At 62.2% G+C, this 16,385-nt stretch carries 16 protein-coding genes; 8 read left to right on the top strand and 8 right to left on the bottom strand.

Annotated elements, in window-relative coordinates:
* The first annotated feature begins 53 nt into the window (after nucleotides 1-53).
* Nucleotides 54-1,478 carry a GGDEF domain-containing protein gene (locus OVA00_RS31730; protein ID WP_268090311.1) on the top strand — a complete coding sequence of 475 codons (1,425 nt, stop codon included), beginning with the start codon at nucleotides 54-56 and terminating at the stop codon, nucleotides 1,476-1,478.
* Between the two features lie 77 nt (nucleotides 1,479-1,555).
* On the opposite strand, the gene OVA00_RS31725 is transcribed toward OVA00_RS31730, so the two are convergent.
* Nucleotides 1,556-1,810: a YjhX family toxin gene (locus tag OVA00_RS31725; protein WP_268090310.1), complete on the bottom strand. Its 255-nt coding sequence runs from the start codon at nucleotides 1,808-1,810 to the stop codon at nucleotides 1,556-1,558.
* Nucleotides 1,811-2,017: 207 nt separating this feature from the next.
* Nucleotides 2,018-2,296 (bottom strand): DUF1294 domain-containing protein, encoded by a 279-nt coding sequence (locus OVA00_RS31720; RefSeq protein WP_090294497.1) that lies wholly within the window; start codon nucleotides 2,294-2,296, stop codon nucleotides 2,018-2,020.
* Between the two features lie 160 nt (nucleotides 2,297-2,456).
* Between OVA00_RS31720 and gatB the strand changes: the two genes are divergently transcribed.
* The 5 genes from gatB to OVA00_RS31695 all read left to right on the top strand — a co-directional run bounded on the left by gatB (nucleotide 2,457) and on the right by OVA00_RS31695 (nucleotide 6,132).
* Nucleotides 2,457-3,959 (top strand): Asp-tRNA(Asn)/Glu-tRNA(Gln) amidotransferase subunit GatB, encoded by a 1,503-nt coding sequence (gene gatB / locus OVA00_RS31715; protein ID WP_268090309.1) that lies wholly within the window; start codon nucleotides 2,457-2,459, stop codon nucleotides 3,957-3,959.
* A 2-nt stretch (nucleotides 3,960-3,961) separates the two neighbouring features.
* Complete coding sequence (locus OVA00_RS31710) at nucleotides 3,962-4,456, top strand: GNAT family N-acetyltransferase (RefSeq protein WP_268090308.1); 495 nt, start codon at nucleotides 3,962-3,964, stop codon at nucleotides 4,454-4,456.
* 102 nt (nucleotides 4,457-4,558) lie between these two features.
* Nucleotides 4,559-5,050, top strand: a complete 492-nt coding sequence (locus tag OVA00_RS31705) for a GNAT family N-acetyltransferase (protein ID WP_268090307.1) — start codon at nucleotides 4,559-4,561, stop codon at nucleotides 5,048-5,050.
* A gap of 108 nt (nucleotides 5,051-5,158) precedes the next feature.
* Nucleotides 5,159-5,554 carry an NADH:ubiquinone oxidoreductase subunit NDUFA12 gene (locus OVA00_RS31700; RefSeq protein ID WP_060522222.1) on the top strand — a complete coding sequence of 132 codons (396 nt, stop codon included), beginning with the start codon at nucleotides 5,159-5,161 and terminating at the stop codon, nucleotides 5,552-5,554.
* 125 nt (nucleotides 5,555-5,679) lie between these two features.
* Nucleotides 5,680-6,132 carry a DUF2155 domain-containing protein gene (locus OVA00_RS31695; protein WP_034795441.1) on the top strand — a complete coding sequence of 151 codons (453 nt, stop codon included), beginning with the start codon at nucleotides 5,680-5,682 and terminating at the stop codon, nucleotides 6,130-6,132.
* A 37-nt stretch (nucleotides 6,133-6,169) separates the two neighbouring features.
* Here the strand turns inward: OVA00_RS31695 and aat are convergent, their stop codons facing one another.
* The 5 genes from aat to OVA00_RS31670 form a co-directional block, all read right to left on the bottom strand.
* Entirely contained in the window at nucleotides 6,170-6,784 is a 615-nt protein-coding gene (aat, locus tag OVA00_RS31690; RefSeq protein ID WP_034795444.1) for a leucyl/phenylalanyl-tRNA--protein transferase, read from the bottom strand.
* Nucleotides 6,785-6,794: 10 nt separating this feature from the next.
* Entirely contained in the window at nucleotides 6,795-8,138 is a 1,344-nt protein-coding gene (gene accC, locus OVA00_RS31685; RefSeq protein ID WP_034795446.1) for an acetyl-CoA carboxylase biotin carboxylase subunit, read from the bottom strand.
* Nucleotides 8,139-8,150: 12 nt separating this feature from the next.
* Complete coding sequence (gene accB / locus OVA00_RS31680; RefSeq protein WP_043614150.1) at nucleotides 8,151-8,630, bottom strand: acetyl-CoA carboxylase biotin carboxyl carrier protein; 480 nt, start codon at nucleotides 8,628-8,630, stop codon at nucleotides 8,151-8,153.
* 25 nt (nucleotides 8,631-8,655) lie between these two features.
* The gene (gene aroQ, locus OVA00_RS31675; protein WP_034795448.1) at nucleotides 8,656-9,102 is read right to left on the bottom strand and encodes a type II 3-dehydroquinate dehydratase; all 447 of its coding nucleotides are present in this window, start codon (nucleotides 9,100-9,102) and stop codon (nucleotides 8,656-8,658) included.
* Nucleotides 9,103-9,208: 106 nt separating this feature from the next.
* Nucleotides 9,209-9,976 carry a DsbA family protein gene (locus OVA00_RS31670; protein WP_268090306.1) on the bottom strand — a complete coding sequence of 256 codons (768 nt, stop codon included), beginning with the start codon at nucleotides 9,974-9,976 and terminating at the stop codon, nucleotides 9,209-9,211.
* Nucleotides 9,977-10,209: 233 nt separating this feature from the next.
* Here OVA00_RS31670 and OVA00_RS31665 point away from each other — a divergent pair, with 233 nt between their 5' ends.
* A complete protein-coding gene (locus tag OVA00_RS31665) occupies nucleotides 10,210-11,367 on the top strand; it encodes a pyridoxal phosphate-dependent aminotransferase (protein ID WP_089045752.1) in 1,158 nt (385 codons plus the stop codon).
* A gap of 114 nt (nucleotides 11,368-11,481) precedes the next feature.
* Here OVA00_RS31665 and OVA00_RS31660 read toward each other — a convergent pair whose 3' ends face one another.
* Complete coding sequence (locus OVA00_RS31660; RefSeq protein ID WP_268090305.1) at nucleotides 11,482-14,286, bottom strand: Rne/Rng family ribonuclease; 2,805 nt, start codon at nucleotides 14,284-14,286, stop codon at nucleotides 11,482-11,484.
* Between the two features lie 771 nt (nucleotides 14,287-15,057).
* Here OVA00_RS31660 and OVA00_RS31655 point away from each other — a divergent pair.
* The gene (locus OVA00_RS31655) at nucleotides 15,058-16,278 is read left to right on the top strand and encodes an N-acetylmuramoyl-L-alanine amidase (RefSeq protein ID WP_051659335.1); all 1,221 of its coding nucleotides are present in this window, start codon (nucleotides 15,058-15,060) and stop codon (nucleotides 16,276-16,278) included.
* The last annotated feature ends 107 nt before the right edge of the window (nucleotides 16,279-16,385 follow it).

The following is a 16,385-nucleotide window of genomic DNA, read 5'->3' as shown; positions in this document are numbered from 1 at the left end:
CACCGCAAGGGGGGCGCTTGTTGCAGATGCTGGATAAAACGGTTCCGCGACCGTTGGTTCTGAGACCTTTCCACCATTCGTTTTGGCTTGCCGGCCTGGGCGTGATCGTCTTCACCGCCTGCGTGCTCGGCATCTTGAGTCGCCCGGTCGGCATGCTGGCTTCGATCTGGCCGGCAAATGCGATCCTGCTCGGTCTGCTGATCAGAAAACCGTCGATCGCCAGCCCGGCTGGATGGCTGACGGCGGCATTGGCCTACGTTCTTGCGGACCTGGTGACCGGCGCGGATCTCTATGAAGCTGCGGCGCTGAATGCGGCCAACATGGTCGGCGTCGTCATCGGCTTCCTGCTCTATCGCCGCTTTTCGCCGGAGCATCGGCACCTGCGCCGGGCGCGCTCGGTCCTTTACATGTTCGCTGCCTCCTCTCTGGCGGCGATGGGCGCCTCGCTCGTCGGAGCGGTCGCGGTTCACTTGTCCTTCGGCAAACCCGTCGCGGACGCATTCGTCGCCTGGCTCACCACCGAGCTGGTCAATTATGTGGTTCTGCTCCCGGTTTTCCTGGCAGCGCCGCTTCCTGAAGACGGTTTGCGATCCCGTGCCACGAGAACGACGGTGTCAACGGCCTCTGCTTCTGCAACCGTCTGGCCGTTCGTCTCCCTGGTCTTGTCCTGCGCTGCGGCACTCGTCATCGGCGGCCCAGGCGCTTTCGCTTTCCCGGTGCCGGCACTCTTGTGGTGCGCGCTCAGCTATGGCTTGTTCCCGGTGACGATCCTGACGGCGATCGTCTGTGTGTTGACGCAGATTGCCGTTGCCTCCGGCGCCCTGCATCTCGGCGTCAGCGGCGTTGCCGAGGAGACGCTCACCTCCACCCGGCTGGGGACGACCCTTCTTGCGCTCTGCCCGCTGGCGGTCGCCAGCGTCGATGCCGCACGACGGGCGCTGATTGGGCGCCTGTCCCATGCGGTCGATTATGATTTTCTGACCCAGTGCCTGGCGCGCGCGACCTTCATGGCGCGCGCGGCCGCGCTGATCGCAGCGCCGGTCGCCCGAAAAGGCGGGACGGTGGTAATGATGCTCGACATCGACCGCTTCAAGGCGATCAATGACACCTATGGTCACGCCGTCGGCGATCAGGTGCTGGTCTCGGTCGCAGGCGCCGTTCGCGGGACGCTGCGTTTTGAGGATCTCGTCGGTCGGCTTGGCGGAGAAGAGTTTGCCGTTGTGCTGGTTCGGCAATCCCCGACTGATGCGCTCAAGGTCGCCGAGCGACTGCTCGAGGCCGTGCGCGCGCTCCATATCGACCTGGAGCAGGGCGGAAGGATCGACGTCACCATCAGCATCGGCGCTGCCGAAGTCATGACCCGCGACACCGGTCTCGACGGCTTGCTGCTTGCGGCCGACCGCGCGCTCTACCAGGCGAAGGCTGCGGGCCGCGACCGCGTGCAATGCGCTGCCCCGTCGAGCGCTCACGCAACGTAAGTCACTTTCCGTAAAGTAAAGTGCGCGTCTGACGATACCGGGCATGCTGGCATGCCCGGTATCGCTCGTATTCGCCGCTAGCGGTTGTTAAGTTCGGAGCGCACGAGCTGCAGCCCGCGTTCCGTGATGCGGTAGGGTTTTCCGCCGGACGATGAAATCGCCTTCTTCCGCTTCAATCTGCGGAAAAGTTCGAGGTCGAAGCCGGGATAGACCCAGCCGTCACGGGTGAAGCACCGGATTTCGGTGATCGCCTTGTCGTCGCGGGTGATTTCGATGCGGCCGCCCTGGGCCAAATGATGAAGAATGCGCTGTTCTGCGCGCGAGATGTCCATTGTCTGAATGTTCCGGAATCGCGTTCGTATGAACGCAGGAAAACGTTCCGCAAATTACTGAAGATGCGGGGTGACGTTTCCGGCCCGTGCGCGCAATCAAAGCGGATTACGCGGACGGGCTTTACCGGGACTCAGGCGAAGAACGGAACATAAAAACTCCAATAGAACGGTGCCTTCCTAAAAGGCCGTCGTTCGCGCGTCAAGGTGTCATTGCAACGCCAGGGTGCCAATGGCCGCCAGCGCCACTTGCAAGACGATGATCAACGCGAGGCGCGTGCGAAAGGGTTCCTTACGCGTCTTGTGTCGGAAGATATGGCGCGCCGTCATCGCTCCCGGGCTGCCGCCGAAAAAGGCGAGAGTGAGCAGGGTCCGCTCGCTGATCCGCCGTCGGCCGGAGCGCGCCGCTCGCTTGTCGTACCAGAACAGCCCGAAGGCCGCCAAGTTGACGAGAATTGCGAACGAGAGCAGGGCAGGGCCGATGGACATGAGCGAAGTCTTGCCGATAGGCGCTAAACGGTGGTTAAGAGAGGCTCGCCGTCCGCATGAGATTGCATATGGCGCTTCTGATCCAGCCGAACAACTTGCACCGGCGGACCAATTGTTCTACCGAGAAACCAAGAATTCAGGCTTCAAAGAAGAGCATGATATGAGCATTGTCGACGTCCGCACCCCCGATCCGAAACGCTTCATCCCCGGCGCCACTGGCGACTGGGAAGTCATCATCGGCATGGAAGTCCATGCCCAGGTGCTTTCCAATTCGAAGCTGTTCTCGGGCGCATCGACGGAGTTCGGCAATGCGCCGAATGCGAACGTCTCGCTGGTCGATGCCGCTATGCCCGGCATGCTGCCCGTGATCAACGAGGAATGCGTGAAGCAGGCGGTGCGCACCGGTCTCGGCCTCAAGGCCGCGATCAACAATCGCTCGATCTTCGACCGCAAGAACTATTTCTATCCGGACCTGCCGCAGGGCTATCAGATCTCGCAGTTCAAGGATCCGATCGTCGGCGAGGGCAAGATCATCATTTCGGTCGGCCCGGATCGTCAGGGCCAGTTCGAGGATGTCGAGATCGGCATCGAGCGCCTGCATCTGGAGCAGGATGCCGGCAAGTCGATGCACGACCAGCATCCGTCGATGTCCTATGTCGACCTCAACCGCTCGGGCGTGGCGCTGATGGAGATCGTCTCCAAGCCGGACATGCGCTCGTCGGATGAGGCCAAGGCCTACATGACGAAGCTGCGCTCGATCGTGCGCTATCTCGGCACGTGCGACGGCAACATGGACGAAGGCTCGATGCGCGCCGACGTCAACGTTTCCGTGCGTCGTCCGGGCGAGGGCTTCGGCACGCGCTGCGAAATCAAGAACGTCAACTCGATCCGCTTCATCGGCCAGGCGATCGAATACGAGGCACGCCGCCAGATCGGCATTCTTGAGGACGGTGGCAGCATCGACCAGGAGACCCGCCTGTTCGACCCGAACAAGGGCGAGACCCGCTCGATGCGCTCCAAGGAAGACGCGCACGACTACCGCTACTTCCCGGATCCGGACCTGCTGCCACTGGAGTTCGACGACGCCTTCGTCGAGGCGCTGAAGGCCGACCTGCCGGAACTGCCCGACGACAAGAAGGAGCGCTTCGTGCGCGACCTCGGCCTCTCGGTCTATGACGCCTCGGTGCTCGTCTCCGAAAAGTCGATCGCCGATTATTTCGAGGCGGTTGCCGAAGGGCGCGACGGCAAGATTGCCGCCAATTGGGTCATCAACGACCTGCTCGGTGCCTTGAACAAAGCCGGCAAAGCCATTGAAGAGACTCCGGTTTCCCCGGCACAGCTCGGCGGCATCATCGATCTCATCAGGGCCGAGACCATCTCCGGCAAGATCGCCAAGGACCTCTTCGAGATCGTCTGGAACGAGGGCGGCGACCCGGCCGAGATCGTTGAAGCGCGCGGCATGAAGCAGGTGACCGACACCGGCGCCATCGAGAAGGCCGTCGACGAGATCATCGCCGCCAACCCGGATCAGGTCGCCAAGGTGCAGGCCAAGCCTTCGCTCGCTGGCTGGTTCGTCGGCCAAGTGATGAAGGCGACCGGCGGCAAGGCCAACCCGCAGGCCGTACAGGCGCTCGTCAAGGCCAAGCTCGGCATCGAGGAATAACGATGTTCTTCGTGCGCACGGCAAGCGAGCGCGACCTGGAGAAGGTTCACGCTCTGCTGATCGAAACGTGGCACGCGACCTATGACACTTTCTACGGTGTCGAGAAGGTCAACGAACTCACGGAGCGCTGGCATTCGCTGCCGGCGCTCAAAGCCCGACTCGCGCGCAAGAACGCCGAGTTTCTTGTTGCCGACGATGGAAGGCAGCTGGGCGGCATGGGCTATGCGGCGATGTCCGACACGCAAGCCAAGACGGTGGTGCTGCACCAGCTCTATGTCCTTCCGAAGTTCCAGCGCCAGGGCGTCGGCCGCGATATCTTCGCCGAACTCGAAACCTGCTTCCCGGACGCCGAGCGCATGCGCGTCGAGGTCGAGCCGCAGAACCTGCACGCGCTCACCTTCTATCGCGCGCACGGCTTTGCCGAAGTGGGCGAGACCCCGGTTGACGACCCGTCCGGTCTGCCGGCCATCGCTCTGGAAAAGCCGCTTCTCGGCTAGGCGATCCGTCCGATTGCCTGAAGTTTCGCATGCCTGTGGATAAGCTTGAGAGGCACGGCTCTGTCATCGCGCCGTTACCTCCGGGTGTTTGATCCGCGGGCGATGAACGATGTGAGCGGGGAAACCATGGACGCGACCGAACTCTTGATCCGCAAGGCCGAGCGTAAGGACCTCGAAGCGATCGTCGCGCTCTTCGCCAATGATCCGCTCGGCGGCCACGGCGACACGACCGACCCCGAGGCCTTCGCGGACTACGCCGCTGCCTACGACCGGATTGAAGCCTCGACGCTGCAGACGCTCTTTGTCGCGGTTCTTGAAGGGCAGGTCGTCGGCACTTTTCAAACCGCGCTGCACACGTCTCTGTCTGGGCGTGGAAGCTCCAGCCTGATCGTCGAAGCGGTCCAGACGCGTGCGGACATGCGCGGCCGTGGGATCGGCGAGCGCATGATGCGCCATGCCATTGGCGAGGCGCGGGAGAAGCGCGCAAAGAAGGTAAGGCTCACGTCCAACGCCGTGCGCACCGATGCGCATCGCTTCTACGAGCGTCTAGGCTTTGTGCGCAGCCACTTCGGCTTTCACCTGCCGTTGAAATGACCGCCTCCGCCTCGGAATCACTGGACAAGCCCTGAGCGGCGGGGCATAAGCGGGAACATTGTTTTGGTATCTGGCCGCCTTCCCAACGGCCGGTCAAGGACGGCATCCATGAAGCTCCTGCTGCAGATTTTCACCTGGTGGAACGAACAGACGATCGGAACGCGCTTTCACACCTGGCGCCACGGTGAACGGGTCGGTCAAGACGAACTCGGTAATGTCTACTACCAGGGCGGCAAGGATTCTGAAGGCCGCACCCGCCGCTGGGTGATCTACAACGGCTACGCCGAAGCCTCCGCCATTCCGGCCGGCTGGCACGGCTGGATGCATCACCGGACCGACGTTTCTCCGGCTGATGAAAAGTACACGCCGCGCGAGTGGCAGAAGGCGCACCGCGTCAATCCGACCGGAACGGCCAACGCCTACCGCCCGCAGGGCTCGATTGCCGCCACCGGCAAGCGTCCCCGCGTGACCGGCGACTACGACGCCTGGACGCCCGGCTCCTGAACAATCTGTTCTCAGTGACGACGACGGACCGCGGAATGGGTTCCTCGATCATGGCGCGGCCACAATTGATGGTTAGCGCCTGAAATCCATCGATGACGAACAGGATACGCGGGAGACAGGCGACTATGGCAGGTTCTGATCTGCGCAAGGCAATCGGCCAAGGAACACGGCGTTTGGGCTTGTCCCTGCTTGCCGCCTTGCCGCTGGTGGCATCTGCGGAAGCGGTTGACGCAGCCCGCCTTTCCAACGCCGTCGCCGTGTTCTCCGGTATCGACAAGATCACCGGCCGAATAACCACTTTCGACGTCTACATCGGCGAGACCGTGCAGTTCGGCGCCCTTCAGGTCACGCCGCGCGTCTGCTACAGCCGTGACGACACGGAAGCGCAGAAGATCACGACCTTCGTCGAGGTCGAGGAAATCACACTCGACCGCAAGATCCGCCGCATCTTCACCGGCTGGATGTTTGCCGATAGCCCCGGTCTGAACGCCGTCGAGCATCCGGTCTATGACGTCTGGCTGCAGTCCTGCAAGGCGACCTCGGACCTGCCGCCGCCGGACACCGCGCAGAAGCGCTGAGCGGCGGCGTATTCCCATTCTTTGAGATTTGGCTTGGTTAGAAGGCGAGGTCGGGCGACGACATCGCGTTCGCCAGAAGCACTTCGTATTCCGCCTTTGGCACGTCGATGGCACCAAACGACTTCAGGTGCTCGGTGGTGAACTGTGTATCGAGCAGTTCGAAGCCACGCGCCTTCAGTCGCTCGACCAGATGGACGAGGCAGATCTTCGAGGCGTCGGTGCGTCTGGAAAACATGCTTTCGCCGAAGAAGGCCGAGCCGAGCGAAACGCCGTAAAGTCCGCCAACCAGTTGGTCGCCTTCCCACGCCTCGACGCTGTGGGCATAGCCCATCGTATGCAGCGTCGCGTAGAGCGTGCGGATCTTGTTGTTGATCCAGGTGGTTGGCCGGTCGGGAGCAGGGGCAGCGCAGCCGTCCATGACCGCTTCGAACGCAGTGTTGAAGCGGATGTCGAAGGGCTTTCGGCGGATGGTTTTGGCGAGGCTGCGAGAGGTGTGGAAGCCTGCGAGCGGGATCACCCCGCGAATTTCCGGCTCGACCCAGAAGATTTCCGGGTCGTCAGCCGAATCGGCCATCGGGAAGAGGCCGATCGAATAGGCGCGCAGCAGCATGTCCGGCGTAATATCGGGCTGCTTGCTGCGCGTCCCCTTCAATGTCTGGTCCTTACTCGGACGTGGCGGCCAGATGCTTCTCCAGCCAGTGGATATCGTAGTCGCCGTTGGCAATGTCCTGATTATTGATCAGGTCCTGGAACAGCGGAAGCGTCGTCTTGATGCCGTCGATGACAAATTCGTCAAGCACGCGGCGCAGACGCATCATGCATTCGACGCGGGTACGGCCGTGCACGATCAGCTTGCCGATCAGGCTGTCGTAGTAAGGCGGGATCCGGTAGCCCTGATAGGCACCCGAGTCGACGCGCACGCCAAGACCGCCCGGCGCATGGAAATGCGTGATCGTGCCCGGGGATGGGACGAAGGTGCGCGGGTCTTCGGCATTGATGCGGCACTCGATCGCGTGGCCGGAGAACACGATGTCTTCCTGCCGGACCGAGAGGCCACCGCCGGAGGCGACGCGGATCTGCTCGTGCACCAGGTCGATGCCGGTGATCGCCTCGGTAATCGGATGCTCGACCTGAAGACGGGTGTTCATTTCGATGAAATAGAACTCGCCGTTTTCGTAGAGGAATTCGATCGTGCCGGCGCCGCGATACTTCAGCTTCTTCATGGCGTCGGCGCAGACCTGACCGATCTTCATGCGCTGGTCGACGTTGAGCGCCGGGGAGTTTGCCTCTTCCCAGACCTTCTGGTGACGACGCTGCAGCGAGCAATCGCGTTCACCGAGATGCACCGCATTGCCGGCGCCGTCGCCGACGATCTGGATTTCGATGTGGCGCGGCTTGGAGAGGTACTTCTCCATGTAGACGGCGTCGTTGCCGAAAGCGGCAAGCGCTTCGGTGCGGGCCGTCGCAACGGCTTCCTCGAGGTCAGCCTCGCTGCGGGCGACCTTCATGCCGCGGCCGCCGCCGCCGGCGGTCGCCTTGATCAGGACCGGGAAACCGATCTTGCGGGCGACTTCGAGGGCGTTTTCCGGCTTTACTTCGCCGTCGGAACCCGGAACGACCGGGATGCCAAGTTCCTGCGCCGTTTGCTTGGCGGTGATCTTGTCACCCATGATGCGGATGTGTTCCGCCGTCGGGCCGATGAAGGTGATGTCGTGCGCTTCAAGGATTTCGGCGAACTTGGCGTTTTCCGACAGGAAGCCGTAGCCTGGATGCACAGCGTCGGCACCGGTGATTTCGCAGGCGGCGACGATCTGGTGAATGTTCAGATAGCTATCGCGCGAGGGCGGCGGGCCGATGCAAACGCTCTCGTCGGCGAGGCGCACATGCATGGCGTCGGCGTCGGCCGTGGAATGAACGGCGACCGTGGCGATGCCGAGTTCCTTGCAGGCACGAAGCACGCGAAGGGCGATTTCGCCGCGATTGGCAATGAGAATTTTCGAGATCATCGCCGCGCCGCCTTATTCGATTACGATCAGCGGTTCGCCATATTCGACGGGGGCTGCGTCCTGGACGAAGATTTCGGTGACCTTGCCCGAGCGCGGAGCCGGGATCTGGTTCATTGTCTTCATCGCTTCGATGATGAGGATCGTCTGGCCTTCCTTGACCGTGGCGCCGACTTCAACGAAGGGGCGGGCTCCCGGTGCGGGAGACAGATAGGCAGTGCCGACCATCGGTGCGGTCACGGCATTCTTCGATGCACGGGCGCTCTCGGCGGCAGGAGCGGCAACGGCGTTTGCAGGAGCGGCCGCTGCGGCGGGCATCTGGTAAGCCGGCATCTGCGGCATGGCCATCGGCATGGCAACCGGCGTGCCGTTGCGCGAAACGCGAATGCGCAGGTCGTCCTGCTCGACTTCGATCTCGGTCAGATCGGTGTCCTTGAGAATGTTGGCGAGATCGCGGATCAGCGCCTGGTCGATACCTGGTTTCTTGTCAGCCATGGAATATGAGCCTCTTGTGTTCTTTTTATTTCGACGGATTTGTCAGGTTCTTTAGCGCATGCAGCGCAAGAATGTAACTCTGGGCGCCGAAGCCGCAGATGACGCCCTTGACGGCGGGTGCGATCATCGACTTGTGGCGGAACTCCTCACGCGCATGGATGTTCGAGAGGTGCAGTTCGACGACCGGAATGCCGATGGCGCGGATGGCATCGTGAAGCGCGATCGACGTGTGGCCATAGGCGGCCGGGTTGATTGCCACGCCCGCGGCGACGTTGCCGGCCTCGTGCAGCCAATCGACCAGCATTCCCTCATGGTTCGACTGGCGGAAATCGACGTCGAATCCGAGCGCCTTGCCTTCTGCCTTGCACATGGCCTCGATGTCGGCCAGGGTCTGGCCGCCATAAATACCCGGCTCGCGCTTGCCCAGCGCATTCAGGTTGGGGCCGTTCAGCACGAAAATGGTCGATGGCATAAGGGATTCCGGTCCGGTCATGGAGGGTTACCTATAGACTGATGGTCCCGCGAGGAAAAGCCCTTTGGGCCCCCGCGGGATTTGTCCACAGTCATGGGAAGGTTTGTCAGCAGGCGGTCTTGCCGCATTCGCGCATATTGGCGACCTTGCCCTCGATCTCCTCGGCGCCGACTGCCCCGAAGACCGCTTCGTTGCCGATGACGTAGGAGGGCGTTCCGGTGATGCCGAGGTCGTTGGCAAGGCTGTAGGCCTCGCGCACGGCCGCATCATGCGGCTCCTTTTCCATTTTCGCGCGCAGGTCCTTTTCGGAGACGCCGAGCTTGGCGGCAACCGCAAGCGCTGTCTCCTCCGTGGCGCGGTCTTCCCCGCCGAGCAGCGCCCGGTGGAAGTCGCCGTATTTCTCCGGAGCGACCAGGCGGAAGGCGGCGCTCACCTTGTGGGCGGCCAGCGAATCCGGTCCGAGGATCGGCAGTTCCTTCAGCACGAAGCGCACGTTCTTGTCCTTGGCGAGGATGTCGTCCATGTCGGAAAGCGCGCGTTTGCAGTAGCCGCAGTTGTAGTCGTAGAACTCGACAACGGTGACGTCGCCCTTGGGATTGCCGAGCACCATGTCGTAGTCGGAATTGAAGATCGCCTTGTTGTTCTCGGTGATCGCGCTTTCCGCCGCTTCCTGCTGCTTGGCGCGCTGTTCCGTCGTCAGCGCCTCCTGGACCTCGAGCATGATCTCCGGATTGGCGATCAGGTATTCCTTGATGAAGGCGCCGATCTCTTCCTTCTGCTTCGCGTCGAGCGCGAATGCGTTCTGGGGCAGGCTGACCCCGGCCACGAGCGCTGCGAGCGTCCCGGCGGCAATCATCTTGGTGCTGAAGTTCATTTCTACCTCGTTGTCCTTGCGTATCCCGTGTGTCGTCCATCGCGTGTCGCCGGGTCAACCGGCTGTTCTGAATGACAACAGGATTCCTCGTATCCGCAATATGCCGGCAGCATAGGGTGGGTGCCGCGGAAACGAAACGGCAAAATCGGCGGAAATACGGCACTCGCGGACTTGTGAAGGTCATTTTCATCGGGCAAAGGGCTGGAGAACAGCCGCATATCGAGGATTTTCCGTTGGTAGATTTGTCAAAACGCAGTGCCGTCGAACCTTTCCATGCGATGGACGTACTGGCGGAGGCGACCCGTCGCCGGGATGCCGGCCACCCGGTGATCTCGATGGCCGTCGGGCAGCCCGCCCACCCGGCGCCGAAGGCAGCTCTTGAAGCGGCGCGCAAAGCGCTTGAACATGGCCGGCTCGGCTATACCGACGCGCTCGGCACCTTGTCGCTGCGCACAGCAATCGCCCGGCACTATGAAAAGCGCCACGGCATCGCGCTCGATCCGCAGCGGGTCGCGGTCACCACCGGCTCATCCGCAGGCTTCAATCTCGCTTTCCTGGCCCTCTTCGATCCTGGCGATTGCGTCGCGATCGCGAGGCCCGGCTATCCGGCCTATCGCAACATCCTCGCAGCGCTTGGCCTGACGGTCGTCGAGGTCGAGGCCAATGCCGAGACCGGCTTCACTCTGACGCCTGAAAGTCTTTCGCGTGCCGCTGCGAAAATAGGCCGTCCATTGAAGGGCGTGCTTTTGGCGAGCCCAGCCAACCCGACCGGAACGGTGACGGGCAGGGCGGGCCTCAAGGCGCTGGCTGACTATTGCCGGGCCGAATCGATCGCCTTCATTTCCGACGAGATCTATCACGGACTGACCTTTGCCGGCGAAGAGGCAAGCGCGCTGGAGGTGACCGACGAGGTAATCGTCATCAACTCCTTCTCGAAATACTATTGCATGACCGGCTGGCGGATCGGCTGGATGGTGCTGCCGGCTGACAAGGTGCGCGGCTTCGAGCGCATCGCCCAGAGCCTCTACATCTCGCCGCCCGAGCTCTCGCAGATCGCGGCAGAAGCAGCACTCAACGCGCATGAGGAGCTCGACCGTTACAAGGCCGCCTATGCCGCCAACCGGGACATGCTCATGAAGCGGTTGCCGGAGATCGGCTTCTCGATCGCCTCGCCGATGGACGGTGCCTTCTACGCCTATGCGGATGTCACCCGCTTTACCAATGACAGCATGGCCTTTGCCAAGCGGATGCTCGCCGAGATCAACGTCGCGGCAACCCCGGGATTCGACTTCGATCCGCTGGAAGGGCACCGCACGATGCGCTTCTCCTATGCCGGCGCCGAGGCCGACATGGTCGAGGCCATGGACAGGATCGCGCGTTGGCTGGCGTGACGCTCTGAACAGGCAGGCAGGGGCAAGTCCCTTCTGCCATCCGCCCAAAGGAAAAGGCCCGGATCGCTCCGGGCCTTTCGTGTTTTCAGAGTTTGGCGCTGGCCGCGCGGCTTCTTAGAAGAAGCCGCGGCGCTGCCACCAGCCGCCCTTTTTGGGCTTGCCCGGCTCTTCCTCTTCGGGCTTCGTCGCGCTCGACGTCACCACCGGTTCGGAAGCGATTTTCGAGAGGTCGCGGTTCGCACGCACAGGCTTGGTTTCGGCAAGGTCGGCCGCAGCCTCTTCCACCGCTTCGACGGCCGGGTCGGCAACCGCAGGCTGGTCTTCGATCACTGCCTGAGCAACTTCGTCGACGCTTACTGTCGGTTCTTCAGCCTTGACGGCCTTCTTGCGGGTGCGCTTCGGCTTGGCAGGCTTTACGTCCGCCACCTCGGCTTCTTCGGCAACCACAGCCGTTTCCTCAACCGCGACAGCCACTTCGACCTCGGCCGCAGCGGCCGGTGCCTCTACGGTTTCGGCTTCTTCTGCGCCATCGTCGCCGGCTTCCGCATCGGCACCGGCTTCAAGCTGGCCCTCGCCTTCACCTTCGCCTTCCGGACGGTTGCGGCGGCCGCCACGCTTGCCGCGGCGGCGGCGCTTGCGCTTCTGATCGCCATCGGCGGTCGTGGCGTCTGCATCGACGCCCTCGTCATCGCCTTCGTCCTCATCGGAACCGTCGTCGGCATCGCCTGCCGATTCGGAGACCTGGAGAGCGCTGCCTTCGGCCTGCTGGCCGCCCTTGCCGCGCCGGCGGCGACGGCGCTTGCGCTTGCGTCCGTTCTGATCGTCGGACTGGGCAGCAGCCTTCGGCTGTTCCTGCCGCTGTTCGCCGGCAATTTCTTCTGCTTCTTCCTCGTCGAGATCCTCTTCGATCACGACGTCGTCTTCTTCCTCTTCCGGCTCGAAGTGCAGCAGCTGTTCGATCTTGACCGGATTTTCGACCGGCTCGCCACGATCGATCGCGAAGTGCTGTGCGCCGACATGGGCATCAGCCTCGATGATGATCGAAACGCCGAAGCGGGCTTCGTAGTCCATGATCGTGCCGCGCTTCTGATTGAGCAGGTAGAGCGCGATATCCGGGATGGTGCGCACGGTGATGTCGTGCGTCGTGTTCTTCAGCAGGTGTTCCTCGATGCCGCGCAAGACGTGCAGTGCAACCGAAGACTGCGAGCGGACGTGACCCGTGCCGTTGCAGTGCGGGCAGGTCTGCATCGTCGATTCGAGCACCGAGGCGCGAATGCGCTGGCGCGACATTTCGAGCAGGCCGAAATGCGAGATACGGCCGACCTGGATCCGGGCGCGATCGTTCTTCAGGCAATCCTTCAGACGCTTCTCGACCGAGCGGTTGTTCCGCTTTTCTTCCATGTCGATGAAGTCGATGACGACGAGGCCGGCAAGGTCGCGCAGGCGGAGCTGGCGTGCCACTTCTTCCGCCGCTTCCAGGTTCGTCTGGAGAGCGGTGTCTTCGATCGAGTGCTCGCGCGTCGAACGGCCGGAGTTGACGTCGATCGAAACCAGGGCTTCGGTCTGGTTGATGATGATGTAGCCACCGGACTTCAGCGTTACCTGCGGCTGCAGCATGCGGTCGAGCTGCGCTTCGATGCCGGAGCGCGAGAAGATCGGATGCACGTCACGGTAAGGCTGAACCACCTTGGCGTGGCTGGGCATCAGCATCTTCATGAAGCCCTTGGCTTCCTTGTAGCCTTCCTCACCGGAAACGATGATCTCGCTGATGTCCTTGTTGTAGAGGTCGCGGATCGAGCGCTTGATCAGGCTGCCTTCTTCATAGACGAGGCAGGGGGCCGTGGAATTCAGCGTCAGCGTGCGGACGTTTTCCCACAGGCGCATCAGATACTCGAAGTCGCGCTTGATCTCGACCTTGGTGCGGTTGGCACCGGCGGTGCGCAGGATCACGCCCATGCCCTGCGGCACTTCGAGGCCGCGGGCGATTTCCTTCAGGCGCTTGCGGTCCTGCAGATTGGTGATCTTGCGGGAGATGCCGCCGCCACGTGCGGTGTTCGGCATCAGCACCGAGTAGCGACCGGCGAGCGACAGGTAGGTCGTCAGCGCTGCGCCCTTGTTGCCGCGCTCTTCCTTGGCGACCTGAACCAGCAGGATCTGGCGGCGCTTGATGACTTCCTGGATGCGGTACTGCTTGCGCGGCTTGCGAACCTGGCGATCCGGAACTTCTTCCATGGCGTCTTCGGCGCCGACGGATTCGATGATTTCCTTTTCGCCGTCGTGACTGTCGTCGTCATCATCGTCGTCGTCATGGCGACGGCGGCTGTCGACATCCTCGGAAATGGCGTCGGTATCGACCATGGCAGCCATTTCGCCGCCATTGCTCTCGTCGCCATCGGTCGATGCAGCAGCGGCTTCTTCAGCGGCCTTGGCCTTGGTCTTGCGGGTGCGCTTCGGCTTCGCCTTCGGCTTTTCGGCCGGCGCTTCCTCTTCGACGACCGGTGCGGCGTCAGCGACGGCTGCGACCGGCTCGGCTTCAGTTTCCGCGACGACTTCGAGGTCTACGGGAACGGAAAGTTCGCTTGCCGGGGCAGGGGCGGTCTCGACATGCTCGATGTCGTCGTCACGCCGCGCTTCTTCGGCTTCGGCCTTCAAGAGCGCCTGACGATCGGCGAGCGGGATCTGGTAGTAGTCGGGATGGATTTCGGCGAAAGCCAGGAATCCGTGGCGGTTGCCGCCGTAGTCGACGAAGGCGGCCTGGAGCGAGGGCTCCACCCGGGTGACCTTCGCCAGATAGATATTGCCGCGGATCTGCTTCTTATGTTCCGACTCGAAGTCGAACTCTTCTATGCGGTTCCCGCGAACGACAACGACGCGCGTCTCTTCTGAATGAGACGCATCGATAAGCATTTTCTCTGCCATCTAAGCTGTGCTCCTCGGCGCGCCAGCGGAACGGGAGACAGACCTGCTTCCTTAGGAAGACTGCCAAACACGTCGGAAGGTGCGCCGGATATGAAAGTTCCTGTTTGGCGCAGGCGATGGTGCAGCAGCCAGACGACAGCCGGAACATGTGTGTCCCGGGGCCGCGCTACTTCTGACCGATACTGCTGAGTCAACATCAATGACCAAACAAGAATGCCAATGTCCAAGGTCTCATGAAGACCCGATGAATGCGCCCGCTTGCGGGCGTCGGTGAAAAATCACCATCAAGAACTCCGGCCACCGCCGGAAATTTGCGATCCAGTGTACGGGGAGGAAATGCAGCGACGGCGGATGAACACTTGCGACCGCGGAATTGCGATAAGTTAACCGGTCAATCCGGTTCGACCGCACCCTGGCGCCAAGCTTTGGAGAAGCTCCGGCTGCCCGGTCGACTGTTCTATCCCGTCAACACTTTCTCCTTGTGACGCTTTTATGTTTTCTATGTCACATTGGCAAGGGAAAAGCCCGTGCCGCCACAATAATGATCGATTCGCTTGTCCACGTGGAGTAGCTCGATAAACGGTAAATCGATTGTCCCGGCGGGGCGGGGAAGATGATCATTGTCAAGCATTGGTTAACCATAAGGGTTCATTGATCGACCTGTGCGTCCAGCAGCCGTGCGTCGGCTGCTGTTTGGTTTTCTGAGAAAGTGGTGGAGAGCCCGAGGTGAGGCCTTTGGCGGTTTGTATGCGTGGTTCGCTGTTGTCGTTGATGTCGCGCACGGGCAGGCTTCTGCTCGGAGCATCGCTGCTTGCCGGCGGTCTTCTTTTGAACGTGCCGGCGGCTGTTGCCGCCGAGCCGGGGCCTTTGCTCGCCTTTGCTGCGCGGATCGCCGGTGACGATGCACGCACGCGCGTCGTCGTCGAGTTCGATCGCAAACCGGAATTCTCCCTGCACTACGTAGCCGATCCCGTTCGCGTCGTGGTCGACCTGCCGGAAACGGCCTTCGGCCTCAAGGCGGACAGCCTTGAACCGCGCGGCCTCTTCGATGCGATCCGCTACGGCGGCATGGGGGCGGGCAACTCCCGCATCGTTCTTTCGGCGAAAGGCCCCGTGGCGGTAACCCATGCGGAAGTCGTCGCGGAAGAGGGGGGCAAGGGCTACCGGCTCGTGCTCGATGCCGAGCGCGTCGACCAGGCGCGCTTCGATGCGCTTCTCGGTGAACAGCAGTGGACCGGATCGGTCGCCGCCGCCAAGACCGACAGGCCGGTTGCCGTCGCTCCCACGAGGGAAGGCGGGCCATTCATCATCGCGATCGATGCGGGCCATGGAGGCATCGATACCGGTGCGCTCGCCGGCGAAACGAAGACGGAGGAGAAGCATGTAACGCTCGCCTTCGCGAAAGATCTCGTCGAGGCCCTGAACAAGGGCGCCGGGATCGAGGCTTTCCTCACCCGCGACAAGGACGTCTTCCTCTCGCTTCCCCAGCGCGTACAGATCGCCCGCAACAAGGGCGCCCATCTCTTCATTTCGCTTCATGCGGACGCGCTGCGCCAGAAGGACATCCGCGGCGCGACGGTCTATACCATCTCCGACAAGGCCTCCGACCATCTGGCTGCAAGCCTTGCAGCCCGCGAGAATTTGTCCGACGAAATTGCCGGCGTGCCGCTTCAGAGCGAGCCGGCGGAAGTGGCCGACATCCTGATCGATCTGACGCGTCGCGAGACGCAGGCCTTCTCGGTCAACATGGCGCGCGCCGTCGTTACGTCCTTCGAGGGCCAGATCAATCTCATCAACAATCCGCACCGTTTTGCCGGCTTCCGCGTGCTGCAGGCGCCGGACGTGCCCTCGATCCTGCTTGAACTGGGCTTCCTGTCGAACAAAGAGGACGAAAAACTGCTGCTGGATCCGGAGTGGCGCAAGAAGGTTTCAGAGCGTCTTGCGGTCGCTGTTCAGCGATACCGCGAGCAGGCCATCGCCAGCGGCGGCTGACGCTTGAAGGCAGGCCCGGGAACGAAGTGATTTGTGTCGCCCCGGTAACAGCGCTATGCTTTTCAACGGGATGCGCACGGGATTATCGCATAACAGCCCTATTTTAC

Source organism: Ensifer sp. SL37 (assembly GCF_026672675.1).
GTDB classification, from domain to species: domain Bacteria; phylum Pseudomonadota; class Alphaproteobacteria; order Rhizobiales; family Rhizobiaceae; genus Ensifer; species Ensifer adhaerens.
This window is presented reverse-complemented; position numbering and strand designations above follow the sequence as displayed.

Coding starts and splice junctions, on each gene's coding strand:
- OVA00_RS31725 (WP_268090310.1), bottom strand. CDS start 1,810: ATGGACATCTCGCGCGCAGAACAGCGCATTCTTCATCATTTGGCCCAG.
- OVA00_RS31720 (WP_090294497.1), bottom strand. CDS start 2,296: ATGTCCATCGGCCCTGCCCTGCTCTCGTTCGCAATTCTCGTCAACTTG.
- gatB (WP_268090309.1), top strand. CDS start 2,457: ATGAGCATTGTCGACGTCCGCACCCCCGATCCGAAACGCTTCATCCCC.
- OVA00_RS31710 (WP_268090308.1), top strand. CDS start 3,962: ATGTTCTTCGTGCGCACGGCAAGCGAGCGCGACCTGGAGAAGGTTCAC.
- OVA00_RS31705 (WP_268090307.1), top strand. CDS start 4,559: ATGAACGATGTGAGCGGGGAAACCATGGACGCGACCGAACTCTTGATC.
- OVA00_RS31700 (WP_060522222.1), top strand. CDS start 5,159: ATGAAGCTCCTGCTGCAGATTTTCACCTGGTGGAACGAACAGACGATC.
- OVA00_RS31695 (WP_034795441.1), top strand. CDS start 5,680: ATGGCAGGTTCTGATCTGCGCAAGGCAATCGGCCAAGGAACACGGCGT.
- accC (WP_034795446.1), bottom strand. CDS start 8,138: ATGATCTCGAAAATTCTCATTGCCAATCGCGGCGAAATCGCCCTTCGC.
- accB (WP_043614150.1), bottom strand. CDS start 8,630: ATGGCTGACAAGAAACCAGGTATCGACCAGGCGCTGATCCGCGATCTC.
- aroQ (WP_034795448.1), bottom strand. CDS start 9,102: ATGCCATCGACCATTTTCGTGCTGAACGGCCCCAACCTGAATGCGCTG.
- OVA00_RS31670 (WP_268090306.1), bottom strand. CDS start 9,976: ATGAACTTCAGCACCAAGATGATTGCCGCCGGGACGCTCGCAGCGCTC.
- OVA00_RS31660 (WP_268090305.1), bottom strand. CDS start 14,286: ATGGCAGAGAAAATGCTTATCGATGCGTCTCATTCAGAAGAGACGCGC.
- OVA00_RS31655 (WP_051659335.1), top strand. CDS start 15,058: ATGTCGCGCACGGGCAGGCTTCTGCTCGGAGCATCGCTGCTTGCCGGC.